16 protein-coding genes and 1 other RNA gene are annotated in these 21,984 nt (G+C 65.8%); 4 read left to right on the top strand and 13 right to left on the bottom strand.

All coding sequences use genetic code 11. The features are described 5' to 3' along the window. Position 1: 1 nt before the first annotated feature. The 6 genes from HG718_RS03215 to rnpB all read right to left on the bottom strand — a co-directional run bounded on the left by HG718_RS03215 (position 2) and on the right by rnpB (position 7,505). The gene (locus HG718_RS03215; RefSeq protein WP_160588679.1) at positions 2-1,468 is read right to left on the bottom strand and encodes a UDP-N-acetylmuramoyl-L-alanyl-D-glutamate--2,6-diaminopimelate ligase; all 1,467 of its coding nucleotides are present in this window, start codon (positions 1,466-1,468) and stop codon (positions 2-4) included. 4 nt (positions 1,469-1,472) lie between these two features. Next, a complete protein-coding gene (locus tag HG718_RS03210; RefSeq protein WP_160588680.1) occupies positions 1,473-3,338 on the bottom strand; it encodes a peptidoglycan D,D-transpeptidase FtsI family protein in 1,866 nt (621 codons plus the stop codon). A 9-nt stretch (positions 3,339-3,347) separates the two neighbouring features. Further along, the gene (gene ftsL, locus HG718_RS03205) at positions 3,348-3,713 is read right to left on the bottom strand and encodes a cell division protein FtsL (RefSeq protein WP_160588681.1); all 366 of its coding nucleotides are present in this window, start codon (positions 3,711-3,713) and stop codon (positions 3,348-3,350) included. Then, complete coding sequence (gene rsmH, locus HG718_RS03200; RefSeq protein WP_244617786.1) at positions 3,710-4,792, bottom strand: 16S rRNA (cytosine(1402)-N(4))-methyltransferase RsmH; 1,083 nt, start codon at positions 4,790-4,792, stop codon at positions 3,710-3,712. The genes ftsL and rsmH overlap by 4 nt, the downstream gene beginning before the upstream one ends. A 2-nt stretch (positions 4,793-4,794) precedes the next feature. Beyond that, complete coding sequence (locus tag HG718_RS03195) at positions 4,795-5,277, bottom strand: division/cell wall cluster transcriptional repressor MraZ (protein WP_160588682.1); 483 nt, start codon at positions 5,275-5,277, stop codon at positions 4,795-4,797. Between the two features lie 1,865 nt (positions 5,278-7,142). Continuing rightward, positions 7,143-7,505: RNase P RNA component class A (gene rnpB / locus HG718_RS03190), an RNA gene on the bottom strand. Positions 7,506-7,637: 132 nt separating this feature from the next. On the opposite strand from rnpB, the gene HG718_RS03185 reads away from it, so the two are divergent. Then, positions 7,638-8,600 carry a quinone oxidoreductase family protein gene (locus tag HG718_RS03185; RefSeq protein WP_160588945.1) on the top strand — a complete coding sequence of 321 codons (963 nt, stop codon included), beginning with the start codon at positions 7,638-7,640 and terminating at the stop codon, positions 8,598-8,600. Here HG718_RS03185 and HG718_RS03180 read toward each other — a convergent pair. The 4 genes from HG718_RS03180 to HG718_RS03165 form a co-directional block, all read right to left on the bottom strand. Beyond that, the gene (locus HG718_RS03180; RefSeq protein ID WP_160588946.1) at positions 8,590-9,333 is read right to left on the bottom strand and encodes a peptidoglycan recognition protein family protein; all 744 of its coding nucleotides are present in this window, start codon (positions 9,331-9,333) and stop codon (positions 8,590-8,592) included. The two genes, HG718_RS03185 and HG718_RS03180, sit on opposite strands and share 11 nt — an antisense overlap. 13 nt (positions 9,334-9,346) lie before the next feature. After that, positions 9,347-10,225 (bottom strand): DMT family transporter, encoded by an 879-nt coding sequence (locus HG718_RS03175; RefSeq protein ID WP_160588947.1) that lies wholly within the window; start codon positions 10,223-10,225, stop codon positions 9,347-9,349. A gap of 4 nt (positions 10,226-10,229) precedes the next feature. Next, positions 10,230-11,105 carry a DMT family transporter gene (locus HG718_RS03170; protein ID WP_160588948.1) on the bottom strand — a complete coding sequence of 292 codons (876 nt, stop codon included), beginning with the start codon at positions 11,103-11,105 and terminating at the stop codon, positions 10,230-10,232. 215 nt (positions 11,106-11,320) lie between these two features. Then, positions 11,321-11,995 carry a molecular chaperone DjiA gene (locus HG718_RS03165; RefSeq protein WP_160588949.1) on the bottom strand — a complete coding sequence of 225 codons (675 nt, stop codon included), beginning with the start codon at positions 11,993-11,995 and terminating at the stop codon, positions 11,321-11,323. Positions 11,996-12,136: 141 nt separating this feature from the next. On the opposite strand from HG718_RS03165, the gene HG718_RS03160 reads away from it, so the two are divergent. Next, a complete protein-coding gene (locus tag HG718_RS03160; protein ID WP_160588950.1) occupies positions 12,137-15,778 on the top strand; it encodes a hydantoinase B/oxoprolinase family protein in 3,642 nt (1,213 codons plus the stop codon). A gap of 809 nt (positions 15,779-16,587) precedes the next feature. On the opposite strand, the gene metF is transcribed toward HG718_RS03160, so the two are convergent. Both metF and HG718_RS03150 read right to left on the bottom strand, forming a co-directional pair. Beyond that, positions 16,588-17,505: a methylenetetrahydrofolate reductase [NAD(P)H] gene (gene metF / locus HG718_RS03155; RefSeq protein WP_160588951.1), complete on the bottom strand. Its 918-nt coding sequence runs from the start codon at positions 17,503-17,505 to the stop codon at positions 16,588-16,590. Next, positions 17,505-18,557, bottom strand: coding sequence for an ArsR/SmtB family transcription factor (locus HG718_RS03150; protein WP_160588952.1), 1,053 nt, complete (start codon positions 18,555-18,557; stop codon positions 17,505-17,507). The genes metF and HG718_RS03150 overlap by 1 nt, the downstream gene beginning before the upstream one ends. Positions 18,558-19,095: 538 nt before the next feature. Here HG718_RS03150 and HG718_RS03145 point away from each other — a divergent pair. Next, a complete protein-coding gene (locus HG718_RS03145; protein WP_205345720.1) occupies positions 19,096-20,001 on the top strand; it encodes an MlaA family lipoprotein in 906 nt (301 codons plus the stop codon). Positions 20,002-20,157: 156 nt separating this feature from the next. Further along, the gene (locus tag HG718_RS03140) at positions 20,158-20,892 is read left to right on the top strand and encodes an MlaC/ttg2D family ABC transporter substrate-binding protein (protein WP_160588953.1); all 735 of its coding nucleotides are present in this window, start codon (positions 20,158-20,160) and stop codon (positions 20,890-20,892) included. A gap of 120 nt (positions 20,893-21,012) precedes the next feature. Here HG718_RS03140 and HG718_RS03135 read toward each other — a convergent pair whose 3' ends face one another. After that, positions 21,013-21,942 carry a class I fructose-bisphosphate aldolase gene (locus tag HG718_RS03135; RefSeq protein ID WP_160588954.1) on the bottom strand — a complete coding sequence of 310 codons (930 nt, stop codon included), beginning with the start codon at positions 21,940-21,942 and terminating at the stop codon, positions 21,013-21,015. Positions 21,943-21,984: the final 42 nt, after the last annotated feature.

Raw genomic sequence — 21,984 nt, 5'->3', positions numbered from 1 at the left:
ATCAGGCACCCTCCCGGGCTTCCGCCAGCGCGTCAGCCACCTGCGCGCGGTCATCAAACGGGCGGACCTCATCCCCCACAATCTGGCCGGTTTCATGGCCCTTGCCGGCCACCAGCAACACGTCGCCCGCGCCGAGGCCCTCGAGCCCCGCGCGGATGGCCTCGGCCCGGTCGCCGATCTCCGCAGCGCCCACGGCCCCGGCCATCACCTCGGCACGGATGGCCGCGGGGTCTTCCGAGCGCGGATTGTCATCGGTCACGATGGCAGCGTCAGCCAGGCGCACGGCGATCTCGCCCATCTGCGGACGCTTGCCCGCGTCCCGGTCGCCGCCGCAGCCGAACACCACGACGAGGCGTCCCTGCGTATGCGGCCGCAGCGCCCGCAGCGCCGTCTCCAAAGCGTCGGGCGTATGGGCATAATCCACATAGGCCGCAGCGCCTGAGGGCGATGTGCCCATCAGTTCAAGCCGCCCGGCAGCCCCTTCAAGCTTCGGCAGCGCTGCCAGCACCTCTGCCGCATCGGCCCCGGCCGCCATGACGAGGCCCGCGGCCACCAGCGCATTGGACGCCTGGAAATCGCCCACCAGCGGCAGGTCGATCATGTGGCGCGCGCCGTCATGCAGCACGGTGAGTGTCTGTCCGTGGGCGGATGGTGTGAGCGCGTCGAGCTTGAGGGTTTCCCCGCCCTCGCCCACCGAAATCACCTTCTGCGCCCGCGCCCAGCACACCGCCGCGATTTCGCGCGACAGGGGCGCGTCAGCATTGAGGACGGCCGTGCCGCCGGGGGGCAGCACTTCGCCGAACAGCCGCATCTTGGCGTAGGCGTAATCCTCGAATGTCGGGTGATAATCCATGTGGTCGCGGGTGATGTTGGTAAAGGCGGCGGCCGTAAGCTCCACCCCGTCAAGCCGGTGCTGGGCGAGGCCGTGGCTCGATGCCTCAAGCGCCACCGCGCGCACCCCCTCGCCCGCCAGATCAGCAAGGGCTGCGTGCAGCGTCACCGGGTCCGGCGTCGTGTGGATGAGCTTGCGCGTCTCCCGCGCCGTCATCACCCCCAGCGTGCCGACAGAGGCCGCGGGCGTGCCCAGCAATTCCCACAACTGCCGGGTGAAGGACGCGACCGATGTCTTGCCGTTGGTGCCGGTGACGGCCACAGCCGTCTGCGGCTGAGCATGATAGAAATTGGCGGCCGCCAGTGCGAAGCGGCGGCGCGGATTGCGGTCGGTAATCAGCGCCACATCCGGATGGTCCGCAGGCGGACGGGTGCCCGGCGCGCACAGGATCGCAGCCGCGCCCTTGTCGCAGGCTGCGGGAATGAACTGCGCGCCATCGGCCTGGGTGCCCGGCAGGGCCGCGAACAGGAAACCCTCGCGCACCTTGCGGCTGTCTTCCGTAAGGCCGGTGATCTCCAGCCCTTCCGCACCTTGCGGAATGGTCACGCGCGCGCCGAGGAGATGTGCCAGATCCATGCGCTTACCTCACCAATCCTGCTTCCATGACGGCCGGTCCCGGCAGTGCCGACGGCACGGGACGGACGCCGAGGATCGGCGCCACGCGGCGGATGATAGCGCCGGTCGTCGGCGCCGCATTCCAGCCGGCTGTAGCAAACCCATATGTCTGTTTGGTGGCTTTCGGTTCGTCCAGCACCACCAGCACCAGATATTCAGGCGCCGACGCAGGGAAGACCGACAAAAACGAGGTTAACAGCCGGTCGCGGCGATACCCGCCGCGGCCCGGCTTTTCAGCGGTGCCGGTCTTGCCGGCCACTTCATAGCCCGGCACGTCAGCCTGCCCGCCCGTGCCCTCATTGACCACCCGGCGCATCAGATCAACCACCGCATTGGCGGTTGAAGGCTTCAGCACCCGCTCGCGCTGCGGCTCGCGGTCACGCAGGGCCAGGAGCGTCGGCGACACGCGGAAGCCGCCATTGGCGATCGCCGCGCCTGCCGCCGCCATCTGCAACGGCGACACCGCAAGACCATGGCCGAAGGAAATGGTCATCGCCTCGACCTCATACCACTGCCCCGGCAGAAGCGGCTTGGCGACTTCAGGCAATTCAAGCTCCGGCCGCGACAGAAGCCCGAGCCGGTGGAGATAGGCGCGATGCTGCTCCACCCCCACATCGAGCACCATCTTGGCGGTGCCGATATTGGAGGAATGCATCACCACTTCCGGCACCGTCAGCCAGCGCTCCTCGGCGTGGTAGTCATTGATGGTGTAGCCCGCAACGCGCAGCGGCTCGCGCGCGTCATAGCGGCTGTCGAGGGTAGCGGCCCCTGAATCAAGCGCCACCGCCGCGGTGAACACCTTGAAGGTGGAACCCATCTCGTAGACGCCGCGCGTCGCCATGTTGAAGCGCGCCGCATCACCGGCATCCATCGGCTGGTTGGGGTCATAATCCGGCAGCGAGACCAGCGAGCGGATCTCGCCGGTATGCACATCCAGCACGATGCCCGCGGCAGCCTTGGCGGAGAAGGTCTCCATCGCCTGCGCCAGTTCCTGCTCCACCGCGTGCTGCACGCGCATGTCGAGAGACAGCATCACCGGCCCGCTCTCAGCCGAGCTGGCGGTCCGGATCATGTCATCAAGCCCGCGCTCGACCCCGGCAATGCCGAGATTGTCCGTATCCACATAGCCCAGCACGTGGGAGGCGGAGCCGCCCTTGGGATAGACGCGCTTGGGCTCGCGCTTGAAGCCGATGCCCGGCAGGCCCAGCGCATGAACGGCTGCCTGCTGGCGCGGCCCGATCTGCCGCTTGAGCCACTGGAAAGCCCGGCCATTGGTGAAGCGGGCGATGAGCTCGTCCCGGTCAAGCTCCGGCAGCACGCTGCGTAGCTTGTCGGCGGTGGCGACCGGTTCGATCACCTTGCGCGCATCGACATAGAGCGACGGCACCATGACATCGGTCGCCAGCACATCGCCATTGCGGTCGGTGATGGCAGCCCGGTGCACGGGACCGGTCTCAGCGACCGCGGCTTTCGGCCCGGCATGGGCGGGTGCCCCGTCAGCCAGCTGCGCGGGTGCGCCTGCGACGGTGAGCTCGAGAACGCGGAACCCGAGAATGACAAAGGCCGCGAGGAAGCAGGCAGCCAGCAGCGCCATGCGGTTGCGGCCGCTTTCAACAGCCTGGGCACGGACACCGGCGAATTCGAGCTCCAGAACGTCGAAGCCCTCATGGGCGTCATCGTCACGCCCGGCGGCGCGCACGGCAGAGCGCCCGGCGGAGCGCCCGACAGAGCGCACAGACGCCTTCGCCACAGCGCCCGATGCCTCCGGCGCATCCAGATCGATGGTGATCCATCCTGTCTTCGATGTGAGCTGCCCGCTGCTGTCCGTCACCGCACCCCCCTATTGAATGCCCGGGCCGGCGATGCCGGGACCGCCAAGCCCCGCATAGCCGCCGAGGGAGGGATCGGCTTCAAGCCCCGGCAGCGACTTGGGCCGCGCGGGGAGGTCCGCCATGGTGACGATCTGCGCCGGGGCAAGCGGCTGCAGCTGCGTGTGCCGCGCCACAAGCTTTTCAAGCCGCTCCGGCTGGTTGAGCAGGCTCCATTCGGCACGCAGTACCTGGATCGCGTCCTGCTCTTCGGCAAGCTCGGCCGTCAGCTTGCGGATGTCATGCTGCTCGGCCTGGGTTTCGTATTTGATGTGATAGAGCGCAAAGGCGAGCGCCAGGGTCACCACAATCGCCACTGAATTGACCACACGCATCATGCTGCACCCCCTTCCGCAACAAGCCCCGCCATCATGCGCGGCAGACCCAGCGCTGCGAGGCCCGCCTCGCTCATATCCACCTCATGCATGGGTGCCGATGTCCGTTCCGCCGCGCGCAGCTTTGCCGACCGCGCCCGCGGGTTACGGCTGATCTCGGCGTCGGTCGGCTCCTGCGCCTTGCGGGACAGGAGGCGGAAGGACGGCTCAGGCCCGGCGACCGCTTCCGGCAGATGCCGGGACGGGTTGGCAACCGCGCCCGAACGGGCTGCGAGAAACCGCTTCACCACCCGGTCTTCGAGCGAGTGGAACGAGACAACTGCCAGCCGCCCACCTTCCACGAGCAGCTTCTCAGCCGCCATGAGGCCGCGGGCCAGCTCACCCAATTCGTCATTCACATAGATGCGCAGCGCCTGGAACACGCGGGTGGCCGGGTGGATGCGCTGCGGCTTGCCGCCGATGGCCTGGGCCACCACGTCAGCAAGGTCCGCCGTGCGGGTGAAGGGCTCATCCTCGCGGCGGCGGACAATCGCCTGCGCCACGCGGCGCGCCTGCCGCTCCTCGCCCAGCACCTTGAAGATCTGCGCAAGGTCCTTCGGCTCATAGGTGTTGACCACGTCCGCCGCGCTCGGCGTATCGCCCGCGCCTGCATCCATGCGCATGTCGAGCGGCCCGTCGAGACGGAAGGAGAAGCCCCGCTCCGCCTGGTCGAGCTGCATGGAGGAGACCCCGAGATCAAGCGCGATGCCGTCCGCTGCCGGCACACCCATCGAGCCAAGCACCGGCGGCACCAACACCGCCATGTCGCCGAAGCAGCCGCTGACAAGCGTCAGCCGCCCCTGATGGGCCGCCGCCATGTCCTGTGCGTTGGCGATCGCCGTCGGGTCGCGGTCGATGCCGATCACCCGCGTGTCCGCCGACGACAGAATGCCGTTGGTGTAGCCGCCATTGCCGAAGGTGCCGTCGACATAGATGCCGCCGTCGCGCGGGGCGAGCGCTGCCAGCACCTCGTCCAGCATGACGGGCATGTGGGGACCCGTATCGTGAGACGCTGCGTCATGGGAGGGAGTGTGGTCGCTCATGCTCAGCCCTCCTCTGATGCGGGTGCTGCGGGCTTGCGCGGGCGCAGCAGCAGGGCGCGCTTGTCCTTCGCGCGCACACGGGCCTGGGCGCGGTGCGCGGCGAAGGCCTCGGGCTCCCAGATTTCGAAGAACCCGCCCATGCCCACAAAGGTCACGGTGTCGGAAAAGCCGCCAATCTCGATCAGCTCCTGGGTGAGGGTCACCCGCCCGTCGCCGTCGATGGACAGCGGCGTGGAACCGGACAGAAGCGTGGTGGCGAAATCGTCCTGGTCGTCGGTGAGGGGGTCGAATTCCTGCTCGATCGCTGCCTGCAGCATCTCGATATAGCTCTGGCCGCCGCCCTGAAGGCACGGCTTGCTGAGGGATTCAAAGCAGAAGATGCCGTTGAAGGACTCAGCCTCCAGCGCCTTGCGAAACGTCGCAGGCACCGAAACCCGTCCCTTCTTGTCGACCTTGTTTGCATAGGTCGAAACGAACAACGCCACCGTAACTGTCCCCTGAACCTGCCGCCCGCGCCTCATGGGGGCGGCATTCCCCTCTCCATGCCCGCCCAACGCCCCCGTGCCGGGCCCCAAAAGACGGACTGCCCCAAGCTCTGATTTGGGACATCATGGGATATCATGGGATCACATGGGCGTCAACGAATTGACCCTGCCTGACTCAGCGTTATCAGGCACTTGGCCGGAAAAGAGTTAACGCGTTAAGGCATTGTTATCCTTGGGAGTTTAACGCTTCGTAAAGAGATTAAGGAACGAAGGGGGAACAGCGGGCGGGACACGGGCCGCGCCGCCGTTAACGGCAGAAGTCATCAATTCACTTGTCATGTGATTTGACGCGGAAGCGGCGGGAATGTGCGGGTGATTTGAGACGGAGGTGGCGGGAGTGTGCGGGGTTTGCGCCTGCCTCCCCCCCTCCGTATCCCTCCGGCCTGACCGGAGGGTCTACTCTCGGGGCTGCTTGCCGCAGCGTGCGTGGATACAGCATGAACCGCCTGCCCTGTACTCAACAGCCAATGCGAGTGGACCCCGGATCAAGTCCGGGGTGACGGAAAAGGCAAGGGAATGAGCAAAGTCACCTCTCCCCTCTGGGGGAGAGGTCGGTGCGTCAGCGCCGGGTGAGGGGGATGCTCTGGCATCCGAGATCAAGCGACGGAATGACAAAGGGGCATTTCAAAAATCAACCGTATCCCTCCGGCTTGACCGGAGGGTCTACTCTCGGTGCCCCTTGCCGCAGCATGAGCGGAACCGGCACGGCAGGAGCCGCGCACCCTGTGCTCAACAGCGGAGGCGAGTGGGCCCTCCGGTCAAGCCGGAGGGCTGCGGGAGTTTGAGAGGGTATGAGGGTGAGTTTTCCCCGGCCCCTGCCACCTGCCGCATACTCATCCCATGACCTCCCGCCACACGGGCAGCCGGGCCGGCCGGACCTGGGTGGGAGGGCGGATGCCCGGAAGGTTGGGCGAGAGGCGGCCCCTTGGGAACGTGGGGTGCGCGCGTTTGGCCGCGATGCGCAAGTAACGGGTGCGCATTACATGGGTGGTGGTGTCCCGAACCCGGTCACGCCCTGAAAAAGCTGGCCCCACCGCGTCCAGGCCCGTTCCAAAGTGTGGAGGGTGGAAGCAGGGTTCGCGGGGTTGGACACGCAGGGTAATGCCTGCCCCGCCCCGGTCCGGCCACCGCTGGCAGCCATCCGCGCGGGACGCGCCTGATGCTTGCGACCCAAATCTGTTCGTTGCCTCCACCGGCGCCGCGTGAGCGCCGGGCGCGTCCTGCTCTCCCCTATGCCCGTGACGGCCATGCCGTGTGCGGAGGGTTCGGTGTGGGTGCGTGCCATCCACCTCACTCCCCCCACCGTGTCACCCCGCGACTTGATCGCGGGGTCCAGAGTTCCACGGCAAGGCCTGAGCGGTCCGCCCTGGATTCCGCGATCAAGTCGCGGAATGACAAATGGGGGGATGAAAGATCATCCGTATCCCTCCGGCTTGACCGGAGGGTCTACTCTCGGGGCCGCTTGCCGCAGCGCAAGTGGGGATGGCACGGAGGGTGCCGCGCATCCTGTGCTCAACAGCCAAAGCGAGTGGGCCCCGGATCAAGTCCGGGGCGACGCGGGTGTGGGCGTGAGCAAAGTCACCTCTCCCCCCTGGGGGAGAGGTCGGTGCGTCAGCACCGGGTGAGGGGGATGGGGCGGGAATGTGCGCGGCCTACATTGCCCCCCAATCTCCGCTTGCCCTCCGGCTTGACCGGAGGGCCTATGAGAGGTCGAGGGTCAGATGGGCCCTCCGGTCAAGCCGGAGGGTATGCGAGTAAGGGTTTGCGGAGGCGTGTCGCTCCGCATCAACAAGTGGGGAAACAAAAGCGCCAGATGGCCTGTAAGCCGGGTTCTGTACCTGCTGCCCCGGAAGGCGGCAGGCGATGGCCATTCATCTGCGACGCCTGTTGCCAGACGCCTGGTGCAACCAACCCGGATAGCAGCCCGGAAACGGGCCATGTGCCATCCCTATTCGGTCTTGCTCCCGGTGGGGTTTACCGTGCCGCCTCTGTTGCCAGACGCGCGGTGCGCTCTTACCGCACCCTTTCACCCTTACCTGCCGAAGCAGGCGGTTTGCTTTCTGTGGCACTTTCCCTGGGGTCGCCCCCGCCGGACGTTATCCGGCACCGTGTTTCCGTGGAGCCCGGACTTTCCTCTGTGTCACCACAGCGGCCATCCGGCCATCTGGCGGATGCCCATAAGCCAGAGCGCCGCAGCGTCGGTCAAGGGCGCACCCCAACTATTTCGCCTTGTGGCAGCCTGCGGCTTTTCCCATGTTCAGGCCATTCGCAATACCAATAATCCAAGAGGAAACGCACCGATGAAAGCTGCAGTCTATTACGAAAACGGTCCCCCCTCCGTCCTCAAATACGAAGACGTGCCGGACCCGGAGCTGTTTGATGACGGCATCCTTGTCGCCAACAAGGTGATCTCCATTGAAGGCGGTGACACGCTGAACCGGCTGCGCGGTGACCTTGCCGCCAACCCGCATATTGTCGGCTACCAGTCCGCAGGCGTGGTGGAAGCCGTGGGCAGGAACGTGACGGGGTTTAAGCCGGGCGATGAGGTGGTCTGCATCAATTTCCACGGCAGCCATGCTGAAAAGCGGCTGACCCTGCCGCAGACAGCCTGGAAGATCCCCGCCGGCATGGACATGAAGCAGGCGGCGGCCGTGCCCATCCCCTTCGGCACGGCGGATGACTGCCTGTTCGAGTTCGGCCGCCTCAAGGAAGGCGAGACCGCGCTGATCCAGGCGGGCGCCAGCGCCGTCGGCATCGCCGCCATCCAGCTTGCCAAGAAGGCAGGCGCCACGGTGATCGCCACCGCGTCCTCCAAGGCCAAGCTCGACAAGCTGACCGATCTGGGCATGGACCACGGCATCAATTATGTGGAGCAGGACCTGGTTGAGGAAGCCAAGAAGCTGACCAGCGGCCGCGGCGTGGACGTGGTGGTGGACCCGGTCGGCGGGCCGACGCTGCAACAGTCCATCTATGCGCTGGGCTATCGCGGCCGTGTCTCGACCGTGGGCGACGCGGGCCGGGAGTTCATCAAGTTTGATCTCTCGACCCTGCGCGAAGGCAACCGCTCGATTACCGGCGTGTTCCAGGGGGCGGAGATCTTCACCGACCGCATGCACAATTTGGTGGCGTCGCACATTGAGAATGTCCATCGCGGCGACCTCAAGGTGATCATCGACAGCGAATACGCCCTGAGGGATGCCGCCAAAGCGCACGAACACATCGAAAGCCGCAAGGCCTTCGGCCGCGTGCTGCTTATTCCGTAGGCGGTGTTTTGACCGCTGCAAGATAGCTTGCCAGCGTCCGGAGAGTGGAGAGATCGGCAATGCCGTCCACGCTCTCCGGCCGGTGGCGGCGCTGAAACGCGGTGACGACCGCATGGGTCACGTCGCCATACGTACCGTCTGTCTCGATGCCATAGCCCGCCAGCGCGAGCGCCGCCTGAAGGTCCAACACCCCCTGCCCGCTGTCGCCGGGCCCCAGCGTCGGTCCCGGGGTGATCGGCGCAGGCCGAACCCACACCGCAAAGCCATTATCCGCAAGCCGCTTCCACGGGAATTTCTCGCCCGGATCCGCCTTGCGGCCCGGTGCCACATCGGAATGCCCCACCACCCGGCGCGGATCAATCGGCCAGCGCTGCCAGATATCCCCGAGCAACTCGAGCAGGGTTACAATCTGCGCCTCGGGAAACTCCGGGTAGCCGAACTCGTGCCCCTTATTGGCAAGCTCGATGCCGATAGAGAGCGAGTTGATATCGGTCTCCCCCTGCCAGGACGACACGCCTGCATGCCACGCACGCTGGAACTCCGGCACCAGCGCAAAGCACTTGCCCGCTTCGTCGATCAGGTAATGGGCCGAGACCTTGGCCTCTGGGTCCACCAGGCGGTCGAGGGCGGCCTCGGCGGTCTCCATGCCGGTGTAGTGCACCACCACCATGTCGGGCGCGGCTTGACCGGCTCGGCTGTCGAAATTGGGCGACCAGCGGCTCGAGATATGCATCGTCTGTCGTTCCTCAGGCGCCGCGCGGCAGCCTTTCGGTGAAGTCCTTCTCCCGCATGGAGATGATGAGGACGCCCACCAGCGTGATGACGCCGCCCAGCACCATGCGCCAGGTCAGCATATCGCCCAACAGCCAGACGCCGAATGTCACGGTAAACAGCGGCGCAAGCAGTGTGTAGGGCGCGGTCTGGGATACCTCATAACGCTGTAACAGCCAGTAAATGCCCGCGTGGCCCACGAGGCTGGACGCAAAAGCCACATAGACCACCCCGCCCCATTCAAGCCAGTCAGCGCTTTCCATCAGCGCCACAGGATCGCCGGCCTCAAACAGGAACGTGGCCGCCAGCGAGCATGGGAACGCCACCGTGGCGACCCAGGCCTGCAACTCGAACGTGCCCACACCCTTGATCTGCCGCTGCAGGATGGTGCCGAAGGAGCCGACAATGGCCGAGCACAGGACGAAGATGAGACCCTCGATATAGCCGAAGACACGCGGGTCAAAGCTGATGACCATGACCCCCAGAAAAGCCAGCGTGATGCCGAGCCAGCGCCGCCAGCGCACCCGTTCGCCCAGGAACATCACCGAGAAGATGGTGGAGATCGGCACCCCCATCTGCGTGGCGATGGCAACGACCGAGGCTTCCGCGACCGCAAGCCCCGCGAAGAAGAACCCGAACCCGATCGGCCCGGCGCACAGCGCGATGAGGATCACCTCGCGCATGCGGCCCCAATGGATGGTCAGCACCGGCAGCAGCACCAGCGCGACAATGCCGAAGCGCAGCGCCATGAACAGGAAGGGCGGAAAATGCTCAAGCGATCCCTTGCCCGCGACCAGCGCGAAGCCCCAGATCAGATTGATCAGCACCATGAAGGCCAGATGCGGCGTGGTCATGTGCTCACGCCTCCGCCGCGGGGTCAGGCGACGGCGGCTTGCGCAGGGCAATCACCAGCACGCCTGCCAGCGTCATCAGCCCGCCGATGATGATCCGTGCCGTCAACTCATCCCCCCAGAGTGTCACGCCGAAAACGACGCCCAGAACAGGCGCCAACAGCGTGATCGGAGAGACCAGCGACACCTCATACCGCTGAAGCAGGTAATACATCCCCACATGGCCGACAAGACTGGCGCCGAACGCCGTATAGGCGACAGCCCCCCAGGTCAACCAGCTGGCCTCGAAGGAGGCCACGAACTGCTCCGGCTGGAACAGTCCCGTGAGCAGGAACATCGGCGGCCAGGACAGGATGGCCACCCAGGCCTGCAGTGTGAAGACGCCGACGCCCGCAAGCTGCCGCATGGTGACCATGCCGATGGCGGCCATCAGCGCCGCGATGATGACAAGCCCCATGCCCTCGAGCGCCGTGAACACCGCCGGATCAAAACTGATGACGACAACCCCACCGAAGGACACAGCGATCCCCAGCCACCGCCGCCAGCCGACAAATTCGCTCAGCACAAAGACCGACAGAAGCGTGGCGAACGGCACGTTGAGCTGCACGCCGATGGCGATGACCGAGATATTGTCGGAGATCCCGAGCGCCGCGAACATGAAGGCGAAATGCGCAGCCCCCATGGTGATCGCCACGATCACCACCCGCACCATCTGCCCCGGCACGATCTTGAGGAACGGCAGCAGCACTACCGTCAGCAGCAGGAAGCGCCAGCCGGTGAGCATCATCGCCGACAGCTCCTCCACCGCCACCTTGCCGACGATGAAGTTGAAGCCCCAGACGAGGCAGACCAGAAGAATGAGCGCAAGATGCGGTGGGGTCATGATGCCAAGCGCTCTAGCACGGCTGCCCCCCGCAACACGACACACAGTTTCGCAACGCCGCGATGCCGCGGGGGCAGAAAAGCCTACCTACCCCCCTCTCCGCTCACCCTCCGGCTTGACCGGAGGGGCCATGGGAGGCCGTGAGTCAGATAGGTCCTCCGGCCAAGCCGGAGGGACAGCGGATTTGAGAGGCTTGTCGTGCCGCCCGCCCGCCGTCAGACGATGCCGCGCTCTTGCTTGAGGGCTTCCCAGGCGGTGTTGATGGCGGCGAGTTTTTCGGTGGCGAGCGTCACGAATTCCTCCGGAACGCCGCGGGCGATCAGGCGGTCCGGGTGGTTTTCCGCGACTGCCCGGCGATATGCCATCTTAAGGTCCTGGTCGGTCGCATCCGGCGTGACGCCGAGCACGAGATAGGGGTCGGCCACAGCCTCGCCCGTATTGGAGGCGCGGATGCGGGCGAACTCGAAATCGGAAAAGCCGAAAATGGTGGCGACATCATGCAGAAAGGCCAGCTCATCCTCATGCACCACGCCGTCGGCGCGGGCGATGTGGAACAGCCCGTCCATCAGGTCTTCCAGCACGCCGGGCCGGTCCTGAAACATCCGGGCAATCTGGCGGGCATAGGCGTCATAACCGGCCACATCCTGCCGCGCCATGTTGAACACCCGCGCCACATGGTCCTCGTCGCCGGGCTCCACGGTGAAGACCTGCGAGAAGGCCTCCACTTCGTCCGGGGTCACCACACCATCCGCCTTGGCCATCTTGGCCGACAGGGCGATGACCGCGATGGTGAAGGCAACACCGGCCCCGCCCTCGCCGCTGCCCACGACGCTGCGCAAGGTCTCGAGCACCGATTGTGCCGTCCCCGTGATGCGATCCCAAAGACTCATGGCAGCCCTTATAAGCGCAGCCGCAGCCAAGGGACATAGCCAAAGCTGCCGCAGTTCCTACATGTATGTCAGCCAATGTGAGCGCGCCTGCCGCCCACCCCGCCTATCGCCGTGTGGCGAAAAACTGAGTATCACCACCCCATGACATCCGACACGACCACAGCCTGGGATTTCTGGATCGACCGCGGCGGCACCTTCACCGACGTGGTGGCGCGTGACCCGCACGGGACGCTGCACACTGCAAAGCTGTTGTCGGAAAACCCGGAAAGCTATGAGGATGCAGCGCTCGAAGCGATCCGCCGCTTCCTCAAGGTGGACAGGGATACGCCCCTGCCCGCCGGACGCATCGGCGCGGTGAAGATGGGCACGACGGTCGCAACCAACGCGCTGCTGGAACGCAAGGGCGAGCGCACCCTGTTCGTCACCACACGCGGCTTCCGCGACGGGCTGCGCATCGGCTACCAGGCGCGGCCGGATATCTTCAAGCTGCACATCGAGCTGCCGGACCTTCTCTATACGGAGGTGGTTGAGGTCGACGAGCGCGTCTCCGCCGAGGGTGAGGTGCTGATACCGCTTGACGACGTCGCCGCCCGTACAGCCCTGACCCGCGCTTACGCGGACGGCATCCGCGCGGTCGCCATCTGCCTCATGCATGGCTACCGCCACCAGGCCCATGAAGCCCGGCTGGCAGAACTGGCGCGCGAGATCGGCTTCACGCAGATTTCCGCAAGCCACAATGTCAGCCCGCTGATGAAATTCGTCAGCCGCGGCGACACCACCGTGGTGGATGCTTATCTCTCGCCCATCCTGCGCCGCTATGTGGACCGGGTGGCCACGGCGCTGGATCGGCAGGCAACCGGCACACGGCTGATGTTCATGCAGTCCTCCGGCGGGCTGACGGATGCCGACCTGTTTCAGGGCAAGGACGCGATCCTGTCGGGCCCGGCGGGCGGCGTTGTGGGGGCCGTGGAGACAAGCTATCTGGCAGGCCATGACCGGATCATCGGCTTCGACATGGGCGGCACCTCCACCGATGTCTGCCACTATGACGGCGCTTTCGAGCGCGCCTTTGAAACCGAAGTGGCGGGCGTGCGCATGCGCGCGCCGATGATGCGCATCCACACGGTGGCGGCCGGCGGCGGCTCACTGCTGACATTCGACGGCAGCCGCATGCGCGTCGGCCCGGACAGCGCCGGCGCCGACCCCGGCCCCACCGCCTATCGCCGCGGCGGGCCGCTGACGGTGACCGATGCCAATGTGATGACCGGCAAGCTGCTGCCGCACCACTTCCCGAAAATCTTCGGTCCGGATGCGGATCAAGCGCTGGACGCCGACGCGGTGCGGGAGAGGTTCGCGGACCTTGCCGCCGAGATTGAAACCGCCACCGGCAAGGCCTCTACCCCGGAAGAAATCGCCGAAGGCTTCCTGAAGATCGCCGTGGAAAACATGGCGCAGGCGATCAAGAAGATATCCGTGCAGCGCGGCTATGACGTGACGCGCTACGCGCTGACGAGCTTCGGCGGCGCGGGCGGCCAGCATGCCTGTCTCGTGGCCGACGCGCTGGGCATGACCACCTGCCTCGTCCACCCGATGTCGGGCCTGCTGTCAGCCTATGGCATGGGCCTCGCCGATATCCGCGCCACCCGCGCCGAAGCACTGAACGTGACACTGAACGCGGAGGGGCACGCCGCGCTGACCAAGCTGCTGGACCGGATCGGCGCCGACGCACACCGGGAAGTGCAGGACCAGGGCGTGGCGCCGGCCCATATCCGCCTCGAGCCGACCGTGCATGCGCGCTATGCCGGCACCGATACAACGCTGGAAGTGCCCTTCGGCGATGCGCGCGCGATCCGGGCAACCTTCGAAGAGGCCCACCGCGCGCGCTTCGGCTTCATGTCGCCGGGTCAGGAGATCATCCTCGAGGCCGCCGCGCAGGAAGCAATTGGCGCAGAACCACGGCCGGAGGAACACGAGGCACGCACCACGGGTGACACAGGCGACGCCCGCCCTGCCCCGGCGCGGGAAACATCGCGTGTCTTCATGGACGGCCAATGGCGCGACGCCCCCGTAGTGCTGCGCGATGACGCCACCCCCGGCACCTGTGTGACGGGCCCGGCCATCCTCATCGAGCCGCACCAGACCATCATCATCGAGCCGGGCTGGCGCGCCGATGTGACACCGCGCAACCACGTGGTGCTGACACGCACTGAAGCCAAGGCGCGCGCCCGGGCCATCGGCACCGAGGCCGACCCGGTGATGCTGGAAGTGTTCAACAATCTCTACATGTCCGTCGCCGAGCAGATGGGCTTCACGCTGAAGAAGACGGCGCACTCGGTGAACATCAAGGAGCGGCTGGATTTCTCCTGCGCGATCTTCGACCGCAACGGGCATCTCGTCGCCAACGCGCCGCATATACCGGTGCATCTGGGCTCCATGGGGGCAACGGTTGAAAGCGTGATTGATCAGCACCCGGACATGAAACCCGGTGACGTCTTCGTGCTGAACGCTCCCTATAATGGCGGCACCCACCTGCCGGACATAACGGTGGTGACGCCGGTGTTCGACGAGACGGGCCAAGAGCGCCTTTTCTTTACCGCCGCACGCGGCCACCACGCAGATATCGGCGGCATCGCGCCGGGCTCCATGCCCTCCAACTCGAAGACCGTGGAGGAAGAAGGCATCCTCATCGACGGGGTGACGCTGGTGGATGGCGGCGCGTTCCGCGAGGATGCCATGCGGGCGCTGCTTGCCTCAGGCCCGTGGCCCGCCCGCAACCCGGACCAGAACATCGCCGATCTCCGCGCCCAGATCGCCGCCTGCGAAAAGGGCGCGCAGGAGCTGCGCCGCATGGTGGCCCAGTTCGGGCTCGAGGCCGTGCAGGCCTATATGGGCCACGTGCAGGACAACGCCGAGGAAGCCGTCCGCCGCGTGATCACCACGCTCAGGCCCGCCACCTTCGAGCTTGAAATGGACAATGGCGCGGTGATCCGCCTTGCGGTCAGCATTGATGCCGCAGCGCGCACCGCCACCATTGATTTCACCGGCACCAGCGCGCAGCTCGACAGCAATTTCAATGCGCCGGACGCCGTGGCGCGCGCCGCCGTGCTCTATGTGTTCCGCTGCCTGGTGGATGACGCGATCCCGCTCAATGCGGGCTGCCTCAAGCCCATCACCCTGGTCATTCCCGATGGCTGCTTCCTCAAGCCGCAGCATCCGGCAGCCGTTGTGGCGGGCAATGTGGAAACCAGCCAGGCGATCACCGATGCCCTGTTCGGCGCCCTCGGTGTCATGGCCGCAGCCCAGGGCACCATGAACAACCTGACCTTCGGCAACGACGCCTATCAGTATTACGAGACCATCGCCGGCGGGTCCGGCGCAGGCGCTGAATTCGACGGGGCCAGCGCCGTGCAGACCCACATGACCAATTCGCGGCTGACGGACCCCGAAGTGCTGGAATACCGCTTCCCCGTCCTGCTGCGCCGCTTCGCGATCCGCGAGGGGTCAGGCGGTGCGGGCGCGCACCGGGGCGGCGACGGCGTGATCCGTGAACTGACCTTCCTTGCGCCCATGCATGTGTCGATCCTCTCCGGTCGCCGCGAGACCCAGCCCTTCGGCCTTGAGGGCGGCGCGGACGCCCACCCCGGCCGCAACACCATCTCCCGCGCCGACGGCCGCATCCAGCCCCTGGCCGCCTGCGACCGGGCTGACCTGGAAGCCGGCGACACCATCATCATCGAAACCCCCGGCGGCGGCGGGTTCGGCACGCCCAAGCCACCACGCTGAGAGACAGCGCACCGATCAAATTCTGCAGGCAGCACTCCCCCCATCCGCTTGCCCTTCGACCTGTCCGGAGGGCCCATGGGAGCTCGTGAGTCAGATGGACCCTCCGGTCAAGCCGGAGGGAGAGCGGATTTGGGGTGCAGGTCCCATCCCCGTATCCCCGGGCTTGACCCGGGGTCCACTCGCGGTTGCTGCGGGTGGGGGCGGATGCGAGTGGGCCCCGGATCAAGTCCGGAGCGACGGAAGAGCGTAAGAAGCAGGTCATCGGGTACAGCACCCGCCCCCTCCCCGCTCTCCCTCCGGCTTGACCGGAGGGTCTATGGGAGGCGGCGGGTCAGATGGACCTTCCGGTCGGCCGACCGGCCAGCGTGTCAACCAGAGGCAGGCCTGTCCCGCCCCCATGCAACCGCCGCCCGGAAAGGGCCGGAAACTGCCGGTCAGGAAAGCAGCCTTTCGCACTTGCACGGCTTGGGTGCGCCGCAGCGACGATTCCGGCTTCCCAAGCCTTAACCATGCTGGCACGCTTCAGGGGCAACGAGGCAATGCGGGAGGCCCCAATGACTGCACATGCTTCGAGACAGGCCGCGATCTGGGTTTTCACCTGCGCGAGTTTCGCGTTCATCGGCGCAGTGATTCTCGGCGTGGTCTAGGGCACGGGCCCGACATCGAAACCGTTTCAAGCGAGACTGTTTCAGGCGAGACCGTTTCAAGACCGCTTTTCATCCAGGACGGATATGCATCCATCCGGCCCGGCCGCCTGGGACCCCCTGTCCCGGCGGCCGGTGCTGTTTGGCGGGTGCTGACTCTGTGCCTCAGGCCGCGAGCGGCTTGGAGGGCCGCACGCCCAGCAGATGTGCCAGCGCGTAGGCCGTCTCTGCCTTGTTGAGCGTGTAGATGTGGAACTGGCGGATGCCCTGATCGGCCAGCTGGCGCACCTGGTCGGCGGCCACCGACAGGGCAATCAGCGCGCGGGTCTGCGGGTCATCGTCCAGCCCCTCGAAGCGGTCGCGGAACCATGCGGGCACGCTGGTGCCGGTCGCCTCCGCCATGCGCAGGAAACCCGCGACATTCCCCACCGGCATGATGCCCGGCACGATGGGGATATCGATGCCCGCGCTGCGCGCCCGGTCCACATAGCGCAGGAAGGTGTCCGGCTCGACGAAGAACTGGCTGATGGCGCGCGACGCCCCGCCGTCGATCTTCGCCTTGAGCAGGTCGAGATCAGCCTCGAACGACGCGCTCTCCGGATGCTTCTCCGGATAGCAGCCGACGGAAATCTCAAACGGCGCGATTTTGCTGATGCCCGCCGCCAGCTCCGCCGCATTGGCGTAACCGCCCTCATGAGGCACATATTTGGCACCGATCCCGGACGGCGGATCACCGCGCAGGGCCACGATGTGGCGCACCCCCGCCTCCCAGTAGGAGCGGATCACGTCGTCCACTTCCTCGCGGGTGGCCTCGACGCAGGTGAGATGGGCCGCAGGCTTCAGCGAGGTCTCATTGACGATGCGCTTGACGGTCGCATGCGTCCGGTCTCGGGTGGAGCCGCCCGCGCCATAGGTCACCGACACAAAGCGCGGATTGAGCGGCGCCAGCTTTTCAATCGACGCCCACAGGGTCTGCTCCATCTTCTCCGTCTTCGGCGGGAAGAACTCGAAGGATACCTCGATGCCGCTGCCCTGCCCGCCGGTGGCGGCAGTGTCGGGCGTGGATGGGGAAGTCGGCGCCATCAGGCAGTCTCCTTGTCGGACGGAAGGGGGGTGTCGGTCATGTCGTGGCCGCGGGGTGCAGCGCCGGCCTTGCCGGAGGACGCAGTACCGGGAGCTGCAAGCGCATCCCCCGCAGCGCCCTTGGCTGCCAGCCAGATCGACACGGTAAGCTGTTGTGATCCATCCGCAGGCGGAAGATCACGCATGGTGGCGATCTCGAGCCCGGCGCCGGAAATGAAATTCGCCATCTCCGCGCGCGGAAAGCCCAGCCGCCGGTGCGCGTGCCGCTCGCGCAGATCCTCGATGTCATGCGGCGCGAAATCGACAATCAGCAGCCGCCCGCCGGGCTTCAGCAGCCGGGCCGCCTCCAGCACCGCCGCGCGCGGATCATCCAGGTAATGCAGCACCTGGTGGATCACCACCATGTCCGCCGCCCCCGCCGGTTCCGGCAGGGAGAGAATGTCGCCATAGCGCACATGGCAATTGGTCAGCCCCTTGGCCTCCAGATTGGCCCGCGCCACGTTGAGCATGTCGTGATTGATGTCATAGCCGATGGCGGTCTCCGCCACGCCGGACAGCAGCTCCAGCATCTGCGCGGTGCCCGTGCCCAGGTCGATCAGCACCGGCACCGGCGTATCGCCCACCATGGTGCGCACCGCCGCTTCCACCGCCTGCTCGGACACGTAAAGCGCCCGCACCTGGCCCCATTCGCCCGCATTGCGCTTGAAATAATCCGCCGCCAGCTCGGCGCGCTCGGCCCGCACATCCGCCAGCCGCTCCCGGTCGCGCATGATCACCGGGTCATCCGGCGGCAGGAAATCCATCAGCGTATGCGCCATCTGGCCAACGGCGCCGCGCGTCTCCAGCCTGTAGAACACCCAGCTGCCTTCGCGGAAGCGCGTGATCAGGCCCGCATCCGACAGCAGCTTGAGATGCCGGCTCACCCGCGGCTGGCTCTGCCGCAGCACATGGGTGATCTCGGACACCGAAAGCTCGCTCTCACTGAGAATGGCCAGCAGGCGCAGGCGCGTGCTTTCGCCGGCGGCGCGCAGGACCTGCAGCAGAGTTTCCATTCCTGTCTCCCGATTCCCCACCGCAGCCGGACGCCTTGGCATGAGACAACACCCGAGGGCAGCAGCGGCACCGGAAGATGCCGCACGTCGCGATCTATATAAAGATATATTTATATGATGCGGGCGCACAAGGGTCTGTCACGCCCCTGTTGCCACGACCTTGGCCTGATCGCCTCCCCCATGGGCAGCCGGCGGATCGGACCGGACGGGAATCGCGGCATTTGCGCCACAGCCACGCCTCCCCCGCGCCCATCTCCTTATAGTTTATAGCGGCATCCCGGCCCCTGTGTTAGCTAGAATGCCGGAATTAACCCCGATAGCGAGTCACGTCGGCCGTCATACGGTCACAGGCCCCAAGCGCCCCGGATCCCCACGCAGATCGTCCAGGTCTGCCCCATGGGCGCTGAGATTTTTGGCTGGATACCGTCAAAAATCGCCGACGTACACGTTTGCGTAATCGGGTGACAGATAGAATTGCGCAGTAAGTGCGGATGCTTACATTTACCGCGCAATCTGGAGGCGGAGCGGCGTGAGTACCATGGCGGCACATATCGAACATTCATCCCCGGCCGATGACACCCGGGCCACGGGCACGCACGGCGGATTTGCCCGCGGCATGGCCCTGGCGCTGGTCGCAGGCCTCGCCTTCACACTCGGCGCCTGCGCCACGCGGCCCGACCCGGGCGACGCGGCAGCCGTTGCCGCCTATGAAGAAGCCAACGACCCGGTCGAGCCGCTGAACCGCTATTTCTTCGCAGTCAACGATCAGCTGATCGACGGCCTCGTGCTGAAGCCCGCCGCCCAGGGCTACGACACGGTGCTGCCCGGCTTCGCCAAGGATTCGGTCCGCCATTTCCTCGACAATCTGCGCACCCCGGTCATCCTCGTGAATGACGTGCTGCAGGGCGAATGGGACCGCGCGGGCACCACCATCACCCGCTTCGGCATCAACACCACCGTCGGCGTCGGCGGCCTGCTCGACCCGGCCACCGGCATGGGCTACGAGCGCCACGGCGAAGACTTCGGCCAGACCCTGGCCGTGTGGGGCACCGGTGAAGGCCCCTACCTGTTCCTGCCGCTGCTTGGTCCGGCCCCGCCCCGTGACCTCGCCGGCTTCGCGGTCGACCAGGCGTTCGACCCGCTCACCTACATCTACTGGAACCGCGACAGCTGGGTGCCGACCACGCGCTTCGTTGTCAACGGCCTGGACCTGCGCGCCCGCAACCTGGACACGCTGGACGAGATCGAGCGCACCTCGGTGGATTACTACGCCGCCCTGCGCAGCCTCTATCGCCAGAGCCGCAACAACGAAATCGCCAATGGCGAGATCGACCCGAACAAGCTGCCGGACATCTCCGACATCGACTACGAGTTCGACACCGAGGGTGAAGGCGCGATCGAGACGGAATCAGCCCCGGCTGCCGGTCAGAACACAGGCATTTGACCCGGCCCCGCTTGCGGGACTGACGGCACTCGGCGAGACTCCCTCATCGGGCTCCAAAGACACACATGCCTGACCAGGCCTGTCATGGAACATTCATGCCGGACCTGCGTTTACTTGACTAGATTCACGGCTTGATTTGCCCCGGGGAGTGGCATCATGGCGATCAATGGTTTTATGTCCCGACTGTTTTCCAAGACAACGATGAAGCGGCGGTCCGTGCTGGCAGCCCTCGCAGGGTTCGCAGCATTCAGCATGCTGACGGTTACCGCCCCCCTCACCCCGGCCCATGCCGACGACGAAGCAGCCGAAGCCTTCGTCGCCAGCCTCGGCAAGGACGCCATCATGATCCTTGGCGACGAGACGCTGGGCCAGGAAGAGACCGAGGCGAAGTTCCGCACCATCCTGCTGGATGCCATGGACATCCGCCGCGTCGGCCTGTTCGCGCTTGGCCAGTATGCCCGCCTGCCGACGCCGGAAGAGCGGGACACCTATTTCGACCTGCTGGGCGACTTCATCGTCGAGGTCTATCTCGGCCGCCTCACCGGCTATTCCAACGAGGAATTCGTGGTCACCGGCTCCAATGAAAAGGGCAAGAAGGGCCGCGAGGTCATCGTCGACAGCAAGATCGTCTTCCAGGATGGCCGCGAGCCTCTGAAGGTGAACTGGTGGCTGCTGCGCAATAAGGACGGCAGCTTCAACGTGTTCGACGTGAATGTGGAAGGTATCTGGATGGCGCAGGAGCAGCGCGGCACCTTCACCTCCCACATCCGCAACAATGGCGGCAAGTTCTCCGCCCTTATCGACCATCTCCGCACCCAGACCGGTGCCAAGGCAGCCGCCAACGGCGCCAGCGAAGCAGCACCTGCGGATACGACTGAAGCGGCAGGCTGAGCCGGCTCGGCGCCGCCCGCCACCGCAACCGGAGACGACACCGCCAAAAACGACAAAGGCCGGTCCCCTTGGACCGGCCTTTTTCATGCGCTGAATATCGCGGGCCGTCCGGCCCCGGGCTTATTCCTGGCCCTTGTAGATGCGGATGATGCGATCGAGCATCTCGAGCGCCTCCTCGCGCGGGCGCTGGAAGGTGTTGCGGCCGATGATCGAGCCGTTGCCGCCGCCGTCGCGGATGGCGATGGCATCATCGAAAACCGAGTTCTCGGCCTTCTTCGCCCCGCCCGAGAACACCACGATGCGCCGGCCGTTAAAGCTCGACTGCATCACATGCTCCACCCGCTTGGCCTGGGTCGAAGTGTCGATGCCCTCGGCCTCATACACCTTCTTGGCTTCGGACTGCTCAAGATAGTCGCTCGGCAGCTTCACCTTGATGATATGCGCACCCAGCAGCGCCGCCATGTGGGCCGCATAGGCACACACATCCATCGCCGTCTCGCCGTCCTTGGAAAGATTGCCGCCGCGCGGATAGGACCACATGACAACCGCAAGCCCCACCGCCTTGGCCTCTTCGGCCATCTCGCGGATTTCTTCCATCATGTCATAGGCCACGTCCGAGCCCGGATAGATGGTGAACCCGATGGCGGACGCGCCCAGCCGCAGGGCATCCTGCACGGTGCCGGTAATCGCCTGGTCCTTGTTGGAGCCCGAAGCATCCAGCGAGTTGGCGGAATTGACCTTGAGGATGAGCGGGATCTGCCCGGCAAAGCTGTCAGCGCCCGCTTCCATCATGCCCAGCGGCGTGGCGAAGGCGTTGAGCCCCGCATCAACCGCGAGCTGGAAATGGTAGTGCGGGTCATAGCCTGCGGGGTTGGGCGCAAACGACCGCGCAGGGCCGTGCTCGAACCCCTGGTCCACGGGCAGGATCACCATCTTGCCGGTGCCGCCCAGCTTGCCGTGCATCAGCATGCGGGCAAGGTTGGCCTTGGTGCCGGGATTGTCGCTCTCGTAATTGTCGAGAATTTTGCGGACGGCGCGGGTGACTTTCATACTCTTCGGTCCTCACTCAAACCTGCATCGATGGACGGGGTG

Source organism: Pyruvatibacter mobilis, assembly GCF_012848855.1.
GTDB classification, from domain to species: domain Bacteria; phylum Pseudomonadota; class Alphaproteobacteria; order CGMCC-115125; family CGMCC-115125; genus Pyruvatibacter; species Pyruvatibacter mobilis.
This window is presented reverse-complemented; position numbering and strand designations above follow the sequence as displayed.